The 12842-nt window shown below is 74.8% G+C and carries 10 protein-coding genes and 1 tRNA gene; 7 read left to right on the top strand and 4 right to left on the bottom strand.

Annotation, left to right across the window (positions count from 1 at the left end):
• Window positions 1-69 precede the first annotated feature (69 nt).
• Window positions 70-840 carry an alpha/beta fold hydrolase gene (locus IE257_RS03680; RefSeq protein WP_189964500.1) on the top strand — a complete coding sequence of 257 codons (771 nt, stop codon included), beginning with the start codon at window positions 70-72 and terminating at the stop codon, window positions 838-840.
• A gap of 86 nt (window positions 841-926) precedes the next feature.
• On the opposite strand, the gene IE257_RS03675 is transcribed toward IE257_RS03680, so the two are convergent.
• Window positions 927-1439: a hypothetical protein gene (locus IE257_RS03675; RefSeq protein ID WP_189964498.1), complete on the bottom strand. Its 513-nt coding sequence runs from the start codon at window positions 1437-1439 to the stop codon at window positions 927-929.
• Between the two features lie 217 nt (window positions 1440-1656).
• On the opposite strand from IE257_RS03675, the gene IE257_RS03670 reads away from it, so the two are divergent.
• A complete protein-coding gene (locus IE257_RS03670) occupies window positions 1657-2121 on the top strand; it encodes a phospholipase (RefSeq protein WP_189964496.1) in 465 nt (154 codons plus the stop codon).
• 12 nt (window positions 2122-2133) lie between these two features.
• Here IE257_RS03670 and IE257_RS03665 read toward each other — a convergent pair whose 3' ends face one another.
• From IE257_RS03665 to IE257_RS03655, 3 genes are all read right to left on the bottom strand, one after another.
• Entirely contained in the window at window positions 2134-3315 is a 1182-nt protein-coding gene (locus IE257_RS03665; RefSeq protein WP_189964494.1) for a sulfite oxidase, read from the bottom strand.
• Window positions 3316-3402: 87 nt separating this feature from the next.
• Window positions 3403-4680 carry a phosphoribosyltransferase family protein gene (locus tag IE257_RS03660; protein ID WP_189964492.1) on the bottom strand — a complete coding sequence of 426 codons (1278 nt, stop codon included), beginning with the start codon at window positions 4678-4680 and terminating at the stop codon, window positions 3403-3405.
• 622 nt (window positions 4681-5302) lie between these two features.
• A tRNA-Arg gene (locus tag IE257_RS03655) sits at window positions 5303-5375 on the bottom strand.
• A 331-nt stretch (window positions 5376-5706) separates the two neighbouring features.
• Here IE257_RS03655 and IE257_RS03650 point away from each other — a divergent pair.
• The 5 genes from IE257_RS03650 (at window position 5707) to IE257_RS03630 (ending at window position 12784) form a co-directional block, all read left to right on the top strand.
• A complete protein-coding gene (locus IE257_RS03650) occupies window positions 5707-7323 on the top strand; it encodes a dynamin family protein (RefSeq protein WP_189964490.1) in 1617 nt (538 codons plus the stop codon).
• A 4-nt stretch (window positions 7324-7327) separates the two neighbouring features.
• A complete protein-coding gene (locus IE257_RS03645) occupies window positions 7328-9166 on the top strand; it encodes a GTPase (protein WP_189964488.1) in 1839 nt (612 codons plus the stop codon).
• A 123-nt stretch (window positions 9167-9289) separates the two neighbouring features.
• Window positions 9290-9697 carry a single-stranded DNA-binding protein gene (locus IE257_RS03640; protein WP_189964485.1) on the top strand — a complete coding sequence of 136 codons (408 nt, stop codon included), beginning with the start codon at window positions 9290-9292 and terminating at the stop codon, window positions 9695-9697.
• A gap of 251 nt (window positions 9698-9948) precedes the next feature.
• Window positions 9949-11112 carry a thioester domain-containing protein gene (locus IE257_RS03635; protein WP_229920082.1) on the top strand — a complete coding sequence of 388 codons (1164 nt, stop codon included), beginning with the start codon at window positions 9949-9951 and terminating at the stop codon, window positions 11110-11112.
• A gap of 196 nt (window positions 11113-11308) precedes the next feature.
• Entirely contained in the window at window positions 11309-12784 is a 1476-nt protein-coding gene (locus tag IE257_RS03630) for a bifunctional phosphatase PAP2/diacylglycerol kinase family protein (protein WP_189964481.1), read from the top strand.
• The last annotated feature ends 58 nt before the right edge of the window (window positions 12785-12842 follow it).

Below are 12842 nucleotides of genomic sequence, written 5' to 3'. Positions count from 1 at the left end.
ACAGCCCCGGCGGGGGCACCCCTTAGCCTGTTCCGGCCGTCAAGGGCGAAGACGCCGAGGGGGAGCATCGTGAAGAACGCCGTGGTCACGCCGGAGGGCGACCGGATCCGCTGGGTCGAGCTGCCGGGGGAGGAGCCGGCCCGGGTCTATGTGCACGGGCTGGGGGCCACCTCGCCCGCCTACTTCACGGCGAGCGCCACGCATCAGCTGCTGGCGGGGCGGCGCTCGCTGCTGGTCGATCTGCTGGGCCACGGGCACAGCGACCGGCCCGAGGGGTTCTCCTACACCCTCGAAGCGCACGCCGACGCGTTGGCCGCCGCCCTCACGGCGGCCGGTGCGAAGGGCGCCGAGCTGATCGCGCACAGCATGGGCGGGGCCGTCGCCATCGTGCTCGCCCACCGGCACCCCCACCTGGTGTCCCGGCTGGTGCTCGTCGATGCCAACCTGGACCCGCAGCAGCCCGTGCCCGTCATGCCCGGGAGCAGCGGGATCGCCTCCTACACCGAGGAGGAGTTCCTGAGCGGGGGCTGGGCCGAGGTGCGGGACCGAGTCGGCGCGCACTGGTGGGCGACGATGCGGCTCGCCGGCCGAACCGCCCTGTACCGCACCGCCGTCCACCTGGTCGCGGGCACCACGCCCACCATGCGCGAGCTGCTGCTGGAGTCGGAGATCCCGTGCACCTACCTGCTGCCGGAGGCGGACGGTCCGCTCCCGGGTGCCGAAGCCCTGGAGGCCTCGGGCGTGGCCGTGGTGTCCGTCCCCGACTGCGGGCACAACATCATGCTCGACAACCCGGAAGGCTTCGCCCGGGCGACCGCGGCGGCACTGGCCCGCGACTGAACACTCCCGGGAGCCGGTTCACCGGAGCCGGAACGGCACGCCCGTACTCCCGCCTGCCCGCTCGGTGCCCTGTGGCCGAGGGGTGGTCAGCCGTGGGCGCGCAGCGCGGGGGCGCCGTCCCGGGAGCCGGTGCCCGGGGTGCCGTCCGTCCAGGCGTAGACCCGCTTGCCGCGCACCACGACCTGGTACTGGTGGGTGCCCCGGCACTCGGAGCGCGCCCCGTCCCGCAGGCTGCCGCCCGGCCACCACTTGGCGTGCAGCTCCGGGTTGCCCACGGGCTTCGGAGTGCTCGCACCGCACTGGGGGCCGTCCAGCGGCGTCGCGCCGAGGGTGAACCGGATCAGCCGGGCCTCGCCGGTCGTGCGCACCCGTATGCGGACATCGGTGGCGTCCTTGGGTATCCAGGACGGCAGGGCGAACGGAGCCTTCTCGCGCTTGGGAGCATCGGCGGCGCTCGCGAAGCGCTTGCCCTTCTCCTTGTACACCTTGTTGTCGATGGTGTCGGTCACGGGGTTCGGCGGCAGGTTGGGCAGCGCGAAGGCGGCCGTGGCGAGCACTCCCACGGTGGCTGCGGCGATGACGAGCGGGCGGCGGTTCATGCTTCCAGTCTCGGCGGCAGGGCCCCGCGGCGCGTCCCTCCTCAGAACGAAACAGGAGTGCGCCGCAAGTCCCATACGGACTCATACCTGGGAGGGTGCCGGTTTCGGCCGGGCCGAGGCGCTGTGGCCGCGCGCTGTGGCCGACGCGCAGTAACCGCAGGGCGCCCGGGGCAGTTGGCCGGAGGTGATCCCTTCCGACCAGGCACCGAGGAACCCCATGCGCCGTCGCCGCCTCGTCCCCGCTCTCGCCACCGCCGCCGCCACCGCGGTGCTCGCCCTCGCCCCGGCGGCCTGGGCCGCACCGCAGGTCCCGGCCGACAAGCCGCAGGTGCTCAGCCGCTGGACGCAGACCGGTGCCGCCAGTTACCAGGCGTGGGCCGAGGCGCGCGAGCACCGGGCGGCCTGGGCCGCGTACGCCTTCGACTGGTCGACGGACCAGTGCACCTCGTCCCCCGACAACCCCTTGGGCTTCCCCTTCGCGGACGCCTGCGCGCGCCATGACTTCGGCTACCGGAACCATCGCGCGGCAGGGCTGTTTCCGGCCGCCAAGCAACGGCTGGACCTGGCGTTCCACGCGGACCTGAAGCGGGTCTGCGCGCACTATTCGGGCAGCCGCAGGAACTCCTGCGACGGCACTGCCTGGACCTACTACCAAGCGGTGCGGCTCCTCGGAATTTCCTAGAGCTCCTGCCGCTCAGCAGCACATGACCGGGACCTGCTGGACCATGTTGTTGCCGAAGCCGCCCCGGTTCCACGGCTGTTCGAGCGGCTGCGTACGGCCCTCGGTGTCGGTGGCGCGGACGGTCAGTGTGTGGCGGCCCGGTGCGGCCGGCCACACGCAGGACCAGGCCTGCCACGCCCACCGGTGCGGCTGCGGCGGCGCGACCTCGGCCCGGGCCCAGGAGCGGCCCCCGTCGGCGCTCACCTCCACCCGGGCCACGGCCCCGTGGCCGGACCAGGCCCGCCCCTCCAGCGGTACGGGGCCCGGGCGCACGACACGGGTGCGGGTCATGAAGTCGGGGAAGCCCGGCGGGACCATCAGGGCGCGCGGCGCGATCAGGGTGACCGGCTCGCCGGGGTCGTCCGGATCGTCGGCGGACCGCCGGTACCGGTAGGCCACGGCCTGCTGGAAACCGGTGAACGGGGTGTCGACGAGGGTGATCTCGCGCAGCCACTTGACGTGCGCCATGCCGTACCAGCCGGGGACGACCAGCCGCAGCGGGAAACCGTGCTGCGGGGGCAGGGGCAGGCCGTTCATCGCGTAGGCGATCAGCACCTCCGGATCGTCCCCGGTGGCGGCCGCCACCGGCAGGCTGCGCCGGTAGTCCTGCTCGACACCCCGCTCGATCCCGTGGTCGGCGCCGGTGAACACGGCCTCGACGGCGTCTCGCTGCACCCCGGCCGCGGCGAGGACGAGCCGCAGCGGAACACCCGTCCAGTCGGCGGTGCCCACCGCCTCGACCAGCCACGGCTGGCTGACCGGCCGGGGGGTGAGGCGGGCCCGGCCGTTGCCCGCGCACTCCATGGTGACGCGGTGGGTGACCGCGGGGAACGCGCGCAGGGCGGCGAGGTCCAGCGACAGCGGGGTACGGACCAGGCCGCCGACGGAGAGGGACCACCGGGCGGCGTCGGCCGCGGGTATGTCGTAGTGGACCAGGACGTAGTGCAGTCCGGGCGGCGTGACGTCGTAGCGCAGGGCTTCCAGCGGGAGGCCGTGGTTGCGGGCCGCGAGCGCCAGCTCCTCGGGGCCGATGTCCTCGCCCGGCGCCGCGATCCGGCCCGGGGCGCTGACCTCCCGCACCTGCTCCGGTACCGGCTCCCCTACCTGTTCCCCGGCCGGGACCTGCACAGACGCCTGATCCCTCGCCCGTTCCATCTCCTCATGGTCGCGCGTCCGGGTGCTGCCGCGCCACTGCTGCCTTCCACGGGTCACGGGTCACCGGTCACGGGTCACCTTTCGCGGTCACGGGGTCAGGTGGCGGGTGAACCAGTCGCGGGCCAGGCCGGCCACCTCCTCCAGGGCGCCCGGCTCATCGAAGAGGTGGGTGGCCCCCGGAACGACCTCCAACCGGTTCTCGCAGCGCAGCTCGCCCCGGGCCCGGCGGTTGAGGTCGAGGACCGTAGTGTCCCGGCCGCCCACGATCAGCAGCGTGGGGGCCCGTACGGCCGCCAGCCGCGGGCCGGCCAGGTCGGGTCGGCCGCCGCGGGACACCACGGCGCCGATGTCCGGGTCCGCGGCCGCCGCCCACAGCGCCGCCGCGGCTCCGGTGCTCGCCCCGAACCAGCCGATCGGCAGGGACGCCCGCCCGCGCAGCCACGCGGTGGCGTCGGCGAGCCGCCCGGCCAGCGTCTCGACGTCGAAGACATGGGCCCGATCGGTCTCCTCGGCGGGCGTGAGCAGGTCGAGGAGCAGGGTGCCGAGGCCCGCCCGGTTGAGCTCCGCCGCCACCGCCCGGTTGCGGGGGCTGTGGCGGCTGCTGCCGGAGCCGTGGGCGAACACCACGACCGCCCCGGCGCCCTCCGGAAGGGCGAGGTCCCCGGGCAGGGTGAGGCCTCCGGCGTCCACCTCGACCGCGGTGGGCCGGACCGGCGGGCGGGAGAGGGGATCGGCCGCGGCCCGCGCCAGCAGGAAGACGACCTCCTCGTCGGGGGTCTGGGAGAAGTCCTGGTACCACTCGCCGACGGCGCGGAAGGCGTGCGGTGTGGAGAGGCACACCACCTCGTCGGCGGCCGATCCCAGCCGCGCGACCGCGTCCGGCGGGGCCACCGGAACGGCCAGCACCACGCGCGCCGCACCCTGCGCCCGGACGACCTCGCACGCGGCCGCCGCCGTGGCACCGGTCGCGATCCCGTCGTCCACGACGATCACGGTCCGGCCGTCGAGGGGCACCCGCGGACGGTCCCCGCGGAACCGGCGGGCCTGCCGGGCGAGCTCCGCCTCCTCGGCGTGCTCGACCTCCGCGACGTCCTGCGGGCGGAGCCGGCTGCCGCGGACGATGTCCTCGCTGATGACGCGTACGCCGCCCTCGCCGATCGCGCCGAAGCCCAGCTCGCGGTGGTGGGGGACACCGAGCTTGCGGACGACGATCACATCGAGCGGGGCGCCGAGCGCGCGGGCCACCCGGTAGGCGACCGGGACTCCGCCGCGGGGCAGGCCCAGTACGACGGGATCCTCCTCCTTCAGGTGCCGGAGCGCCTGTGCGAGCTGCTCGCCGGCGTCCGCGCGATGGGTGAACAGCACGATGGCTCACCCCCAAACCAGGGGAGACGGAAACCACGTACCACCTCCTTCGACGCAACCGCATCCCCGGCCTTCCCGCAAGTCGGTCAGGACGGGACGGGGGCCCCGCCCGAAGAGCCGGCAAGCGAGGCCAACGCCCACGACCGTGCCCTCCGCGTCGCGGTCGAACAGGCCCCGCCGCCCCTCCGGCCCGCCTCCGTGACGATGTACCGTCGCCGGTCCGGTCCTGGCGGACACGACGACGATGCGGCCCGGAAGGTTGCCGAAATCCCCTCGGGGCAGCGCGAGATGGGTGCCCCGCGAGCATCCGTGGCCCCCGCTGTCGGCCGTGATCGTGGCCCCACCGGCCGAGCCGCGCACGGTGATCCGTGGTTCATCCCTGCCCGCACGCCGACCCGCACCCCAAGTGGTTCCGAACAGCGCGGCGTTGCGGGCGGCCGCTGACGCAAGGGCCCGGAACCGGCCGCGCGGGGACGGCCCGTCGTCGGCCGTCGTCGGATGTCGCCGGCCGTCGTCCGAGAGCGGATCGGCTCTTACCGTGCCGCTACGAGGCGCTCCCTGGGCTGCTCCGACCTGCACGAAAGCCCTCCGCGGGGGAGGGCTTCGGGTGGTGCGGAAAGAGTGCCCCCGGCAGGACTCGAACCTGCGGCCAAGTGCTTAGAAGGCACCTGCTCTATCCACTGAGCTACGGGGGCCGGAAGGTGGCCTGGTGGGCCTGGAGCCCCTGGTGGGGGTGGGGCTGAGGTCCGTGCCGGGTCAAGGATAGGGCTCCGGTTGCCTTGTCCCGGTTGCTTCACTCGCGGGCCACGATGTGGAGGTTCGGTGAAGCGGTCCCGATAATCGCAGGCAGGTGCGATTCTCGCATCGCTTTTGCGCCGCGTCGCCCTTGGTGTTGTGCACTCGTTATGCCTGCGCCCCACTCGTCCGTCGTGCCCAGAATGTCCCACTGGAGTCGCCGTCGGCGCGCAGAGGACGTATAAGCTTCAAAAATGGTCCTAAATTGGGCATTCTTCGCATGTGGTGACCTTGGATGTTCGGCCTCAGCTGCTCGATGCCCTGTCCGCCCTGCGCGACCGGGTCGCGTCCGTGCGTCTGCCGCTGCCCTTGCCCGGCGCTCCGCGCGCCCGTCAGACCAGAGCCGAGCTGCTCGCGCAGCTCGACGACTACCTCGTACCCCGGCTGAAGGCGCCCGAGGCGCCGATGCTCGCCGTCGTCGGCGGGTCCACCGGGGCCGGTAAGTCCACCCTCGTCAACTCCCTCGTCGGCCGGCAGGTCAGCGAAGCCGGGGTGCTGCGCCCGACCACCCGCACCCCGGTGCTCGTCTGCCATCCGGATGACCACCACTGGTTCGCCGGAATGCGTGTACTGCCCGACCTGATGCGGGTCTGGGTGCCGCACGAGGAAGAAGAGGTGCCCCCCGCCGCCAGGTCCCGGCTCCGCGATCGCGGACCGGCCAACACCCATGCGACCCGCGAGATGCGGATCGAGACCGTTTCCAGCCTGCCGCGCGGCCTGGCCATCCTCGACGCGCCCGACATCGACTCCCTGGTGGTCGAGAACCGGACCCTCGCCGCCGAACTCATCTGCGCCGCCGACGTCTGGGTGATGGTCACCACCGCCTCGCGGTACGCCGACGCCGTCCCCTGGCACCTGCTGCGCACCGCGAAGCAGTACAAGGCCACCCTCGTCACCGTCCTCGACCGGGTCCCGCACCAGGTGCTCACCGAGGTCTCGCGGCAGTACGGGGCGCTGCTCACCAAGGCCGGGCTGGGCGACGTACCGCGGTTCACCGTTCCGGAACTGCCCGAGTCCGCGGGCGGGGGCGGGCTGCTGCCGGCCAGTGCCGTCGCCCCGCTGTTCGCCTGGCTCGCCCACCACGCGCAGGATCCGGCCGCTCGGCAGTACGCCGTCGGGCGCACCGCGCTCGGCGCGCTGGACTCCCTCGGGCGCCGGATGCCGGAGCTCGCCTCCGCCGTAGCCGCCCAGCACGCCGCCGCCGTACGGCTGACCTCGGCCGTCGAGGACGCGTACAAACGGGAGGGCAAACGGGTCCGGAACCGGCTCGACCACGGCGCCGTACTGGCCGGGGACGCCCTGACCCGGTGGCGCGGCTACCCGCTCGACACCAGCGCCGACGAACTGCTGGACTCGCTCGCCGAATCCCTCGCCGCGCTCCTCCAGTGCGCCGTCGCCGCCGCCGACGAGCGGATCGCCGAGGCCTGGCGGCGCGAACCGGCCGCCGGTGCGGTCGCACTGCCCGCGCCCGACCGGGAGGCGGGCGAACGCATCGGCATGGCCGTACGCCGGTGGCGGCGGGTCCTGGAGGAGCTCGCCGAGGAGGAGGTGGGCAAGCTCGACAAGCAGCCCGCACCCGACCCCGACGGCGTCGCCGCCCTCCTCGTCGCCGCCCTCCTCGGCGGCAAACGGGCCCGGCCCGCCGGGGAGAAGCTCGCCGAACGGATCGGCGCGCAGGCCGCCCTGAGGTTGCGCGACCGGGGCGGGGAACTGGTCGGCGACCACCTCGACCAGGTGCTGCGCGCCGAACGCAACCGCCGGCTCGCCCCGCTGGAGGCGCTCGAGGTGACCCCGGAACCACAGGCCGAGCTGATTGCCGCGCTGTCCGTACTGCAGAAGGAGAGGTGACGCGGTGACCGCCCTGACCGACCGCACCGACGACCGCTGGGACGACGGACTCATCGCGCGCTCGCGCCCCCGGGCCGTCGACGGGAGCGAGGAGGACGACGGGGGCGACGAGAACGACGACGCGCTCGTCCGGGCCGTCTCGGGCGCCGGCAGCGACGGCGGCAAGTCGACCGCGCCCCCGCTCAGCCCCGAGGGGCAGGCCCTGCGACTGCGCCTCGACGCGCTGCGCCAACTGGTCGGCCTCTCCCGGACCAGGCTCGACGGCAAGACCCTCGCCGAGGCGGGGCGGGTCCTGGACGAGGCGGCGTCGCGTCGCGGGCTGTCGCCCCAGCACACCGTCGTCGCCATCGCCGGAGCCACCGGAAGTGGCAAGTCCACTCTGTTCAATTCACTCGCCGGTGTGCAGATCTCCGAAATGGGCCTGCGCCGCCCGACCACCGCCGCCCCCATCGCGTGCAGCTGGTCGGACGGGGCCGCCGGACTGCTGGACCGGCTGGAGATCCCGGGCCGGCTGCGCCGCCGCCCCCGCGAGACCTCGGAGGCGGAGGCGCTGCGCGGCATGGTCCTCGTCGACCTGCCCGACCTGGACTCGGCGGTCGGCGCACACCGGGACCACGTGGACCGCGTACTGGCGCTGGTCGACGCCGTGGTGTGGGTGGTGGACCCGGAGAAGTACGCGGACGCCGTCCTGCACGAGCGGTACCTGCGACCGCTCGCCGGGCACGCGGAGGTCACCTTCGTCGTCCTGAACCAGGTGGACCGGCTGCCCGGAGAGGCCGCCGATCTCGTACTGGACGACCTCCGCCGGCTCCTCGACGACGACGGGATCGCCCTCGGCGAGCACGGCGAGCCCGGCGCCACCGTCCTCGGGCTGTCCGCACTCACCGGGGAGGGCGTCGGGGAACTGCGCGAGCTCCTCGGACAGTTCACCCAGGAGAAGGGCGCGGCCACCCGCCGGATCTCCGCCGACGTCGACCGTGCGGCCGCACGCCTGCGCCCGCTGTACGTGGCCGACGGGCACGCCGGGCCGGAGATCGGGGAGGCGGCGCGCGCCGAGTTCGAGGACCGGCTCGCCGAGGCGGTCGGGGCGTACGCGGCCGGACTCGCCGCCGAGCGCGCGTGGCGGCGCAATGCGGGGAAGGCGTGCGGGACGCCGTGGCTGCGGCTGTGGCGCTGGTACGAGGGCCGGCGCGCGCCGCGCACCCTGGCGGGTCTGGCCGCCCTGGCGGCGATCGGCGGTCGCGGCCCGGCGGTCGCGCAGGCCCCCGTCGAGGAGGAGGTGACCGCGCGCCAGCGGGTGGAGCAGGCCGTACGGGCGGTCGCCGACGAGGCGGTCTCCGGGCTGCCCGAGCCGTGGGCGCAGGCGGTCCGGGAGACCGCGGTGCGTGGCGCCGACCGGCTTCCGGAGGCGCTGGACGAGATCGCGGTGACCCTCGGCGCGGCGTTCGCGGTGCCGAGTGCCAGACCGCCGCGCCCCAAGTGGTGGCCGGCGGCGGTGCTGACGCAGGCGGCCATGACCCTGCTGCAGATCTTCGGCGGACTGTGGCTGGTCGGGCAGATCGTCGGGGTCCTCGAACCGAGGTTGCTGCCGCCCGTGCTGCTGATGGTGGCGGGCATCATCGGCGGGCCGCTCGTGGAGTGGTCCTGCTCGATCGCCGCCCGGGGCCCGGCCCGGCGCTACGGGCAGGACGCGGAGCGCAAACTGCGGCAGGCCGCGGCCGGATGCGGGCGGGCCCGGGTGCTGGAACCGGTGGCGGCGGAGCTGCTGCGTTACCGGGAGGTGCGGGAGCAGTACGCCACGGTGGCCGCAGGGGGGAGCAAGTTGTCCACAACCCGTCAGTAATCCACAGGCCGGAGCGGGAGACCGCGGCCTGCCCCAGCATGGTTCGTACCTCGTGCGGACGGTCCGTACGAAGGCCCGTACGGATGACCGTACGGGTGGGAACCACGGGGGAGGGCGGCCGGGATGTACGACACCCAGGTGACGCTGGTGGGCTGTGTGGCGACGCAGATCGACTACAAGGAGACGGTGAACGGCCCGGCGGCGCGGTTCCGCTTCGCGGTCACGCCGAGGTACTTCGACCGCCGCAAGGACACCTGGATCGATGGGAGCACCAGCTTCTACACGGTCTGGGCGCGCCGGACACTCGCGGTGAACCTCGCCGGATCCGTATCGGTCGGCGAGCCGCTGGTGGTGCACGGGCGCTTGCGCGTGCGGGAGGACCCGCCCGACGGGGAGGGCAACCGCTGGTTCTCGGCGGACATCGACGCCACGGCCATCGGACACGACCTGAACCGCGGTACGGCCGCCTTCCGGCGAGTGGTCCGGACGGACACGCCACTGATGGACACTCAGAAGGCGGCGGTGGTCTGAGTGTTCGAGCCCGATAGGATTCCCCGGTACTCACGGGCACCAGGGTCTTTGGCCCGAAGGGGAAGACTGTGTCGATTGCCGTTCCCGCATCCTCCGCTCCTCGTTCCGCTCCTGCGGCTGCGCCGACTCCTCCGGCCGCTCCCGCCACTGCTCCTGTCGCTGCCGCTGCTCCTGCCTTCGCTCCTGTCCTCGCGCCTCCTTGTCCCGAACCCGCTGCGGCGGGACGGGGCTCCGCGCGCCGGCCGCTGGCGGTGGCCCTGCTGGCCGCGGCCCTCGCCGCCGCGCCCGGAGCGCGGGCGGCCGCCGACTCCGGCCCGGCCGCCCCCAGGTCGCCCGAGGGTGCGAGCGCCGTGCTGGACGGACTGAAGACGTACGGGCAGGCGGTCCTGCGCTCCGGGGACGGGTCGGTCCGGCAGATCCCGGCCGGGCTCTACGAGATGCGGGTCGACGGCGGCGGAATGCTCCAGACGTACGGGGTGGGCGTCACGGGCAACGCCCAGCCGCAGGCCCGGTACACCGAGAGCGGCTGGAGCCGCAGCCCGCTCGCCGGGAACCGGGAGGCGGGCCGGATCCGCTGGGTCCTGGAGCACTCCTACCCGCAGCTGAACGATCTGGCCGACCTCGCCAAGGCAGCCGGGGCCGGGGCCCTCACGGCGGAGAGCGCGGCGGCCGGCACCCAGGTGGCGATCTGGCGGCTGGCGGACGGGGTGAACGTGGAGGCCACGGACCCGGCGGCCGAGAAGCTGGCCGACTATCTGCAGCGCGCGGCGGGGCAGCTCCCCGAGCCCTCGGCCTCGCTCGGGCTGGACCCGGGGGACGTGTCCGGGGCGGTGGGCACCCGGCTCGGCCCGGTGACCGTGCGCACCGGGGCGCGGAGCGTGTCGGTGATCCCGGACGCGGCGGCCGTCGCCATGGGGGTGCGGGTGGTGGACGCCGAGGGGCAGCCCCTGACCACCGCGGTGAATGGGAGCCGGCTGTACTTCGAGGTGCCCGCGGGCACCCCCGACGGGACGGCCTCGGTCACCGTCCAGGGCGCGACCAAGGTGCCGGTCGGCCGGGTCTTCACCGGTGAGCTGCCGATGCAGGCGCAGATCGTGGCCGGCTCCAGCGAGTCCGCGGCCGCCGCCACGGCCATGGCCGTCTGGCCCCAGCCCCCGGCGACGGGGGTCGGCACGACCGAGGGCGCGGCCTCGGGCACCACCGAGGACGCGGGCGCCGGCTCGACGGTCGAGGCGATGGGCACGCAGTCCGCGGCTGTCCCGACGCCCTCCCCGGACGAGGAGCGGCTGGCGACCAGCGGCAGCTCGGCGGCCACGCCGGTCATCGCCTCCCTGGCGGTGGGCCTGGTGGTCCTGGGAGGGCTCGTGGTGCTGCTGCTCCGCAAGCGCCCGCAGGACGAGGAGGACGAGGCGTAAGGGGCGCCCTGTGGTTCGGGCCGGTGGACCCGGTGGACCGGGGACCGGGGACCGGTGACCGGTGGACTGGTGACCGGTGGTGGCCGGTGGGCCGGACCGCACGGCCCGGTGGCCCGGTGGCCCGGTGGCCTGCTCCGGCTGGGCCGAGTGGCCGTCGGCCCCGATTCGGATCCGCCGCCGGGGGTAGGGGCACAGGATGGCTGATCAAGAACTCACCTGGTCCGGCACCCTCGCGCGATGGGACCGCCGACTGTTCGACGCGGTGGCCCAGCGGCACTGGCCCGGGGCCGACCGGGTGCTGCCGCGGCTCGGGCGGGCCGCGAACCACGGGGTGCTGTGGGGCGGGGCCGCCGCCGCGATCGCCGTCCTCGGATCGAACGGTGCCCGTAGGGCCGCCGTGCGCGGGGTCGCCTCGCTGGCGCTGGCCTCCGCGACCATCAACACCGTCGGCAAGTGGTCCGTACGCAGGCCGCGGCCGCTGCTGGAGGGCGTGCCCCTGAGCCGGCAGCTGGCCACGCAGCCGCAGACCACCTCCTTCCCGTCCGGGCACTCGGCATCGGCCTTCGCCTTCGCCACCGGCGTGGCGCTGGCGTCCCCCGGCTGGGGGGCCGCGCTGGCCCCGGTCGCCGCGTCCGTGGCGTTCTCCCGCGTCTACACCGGGGTCCACTACCCCTCCGACGTGCTCGCGGGCGCGTCCCTGGGGGTGCTCGCGGGCTTCGTCGTACGCCGCCTCGCGCGGGACGCGCAGGAGGCCCGGGTCGTGCCGGGCGACGAGCGGCCGGCCGCCGGGGCCCCGGCCCTGCCCGACGGAGCCGGGCTCACCGTGGTGGTCAACACCGCCTCCGGGACGTCCTCGGCAGCCGGTCTCGACGCGGTGCGCTCCCGCCTGCCCGAGGCCGAGGTGATCGAGTGCGAGGCCTCGGAGCTGACCGCCACCCTCGCGAAGGCGGCCTCGCGGGCCGCCGTGCTCGGGATCTGCGGCGGCGACGGCACGGTCAACGCCGCCGCCGGCGCCGCCCTGCGCGCCGGGGTGCCGCTGGCCGTGTTCCCCGGGGGCACCCTCAACCACTTCGCGATCGACCTCGGCCTCGCCGGAGCCGCGGCGACCTGCGAGGCCGTGGCGCAGGGGCAGGCCGTCCGCGTCGGCGTGGGCCGTTTCTCCCCGGGGCCCGGCGGAGAGCCCGGCTACTTCCTGAACAACTTCAGCATCGGCGCGTATCCGGAACTGCTCGGCCACCGGCTGCGCTGGGCCCCGCGCATCGGCGGCGGCCCGGCCGCACTGCTGGCGGCCTGGCGGGTGTTGCGCGCCCAGCGGCCCGTGCGGCTGCGGCTGGCGGGGCGGCCCCGGAGCGTATGGCTGCTCTTCGCGGGCAACGGCACCTACCACGGGACCGGCCCCACCCCCCGACGCCGCGACAACCTCGGCGAGGGCCTGCTGGACCTCCGGCTCGTCCACGGCGGCGGCCGTCCCGGTCCGCGGCTCCTGGCCGCCGCCTTCACCGGGCCGCTGAGCCGCTCCCCGGTCCACGTGGCCACCCGCCTGCGCAGCCTGCGCATCGGGGACATCCCCGCGGGCACCCCGCTCGCCTACGACGGCGAGTACGCCGAGGCCCCGCCCGCCCTCGTCCTCGACGAGCTCCCCGACGCCCTGACCGTCTACCGCCCGCGCTGACCGTCTCCCGCCCCGTTGACCGTCTCCCGCCCCGCTGACCGGCGGCCGCCCGCGCCGA

The organism is Streptomyces avidinii (assembly GCF_014650695.1).
In the GTDB taxonomy this organism is placed as follows: Bacteria; Actinomycetota; Actinomycetes; order Streptomycetales; family Streptomycetaceae; genus Streptomyces; species Streptomyces avidinii.
The sequence above is the reverse complement of the archived record's forward strand: the minus strand, read 5'-3'. Positions and strand labels throughout refer to the sequence as shown.

Bases quoted from the DNA above. Each gene is read 5' to 3' on its own strand.
- IE257_RS03640 (WP_189964485.1), top strand. From the start codon at position 9,290: ATGTACGACACCCAGGTGACGCTGGTGGGCTGTGTGGCGACGCAGATC.
- IE257_RS03665 (WP_189964494.1), bottom strand. From the start codon at position 3,315: ATGGAACGGGCGAGGGATCAGGCGTCTGTGCAGGTCCCGGCCGGGGAA.
- IE257_RS03675 (WP_189964498.1), bottom strand. From the start codon at position 1,439: ATGAACCGCCGCCCGCTCGTCATCGCCGCAGCCACCGTGGGAGTGCTC.
- IE257_RS03630 (WP_189964481.1), top strand. From the start codon at position 11,309: ATGGCTGATCAAGAACTCACCTGGTCCGGCACCCTCGCGCGATGGGAC.
- IE257_RS03670 (WP_189964496.1), top strand. From the start codon at position 1,657: ATGCGCCGTCGCCGCCTCGTCCCCGCTCTCGCCACCGCCGCCGCCACC.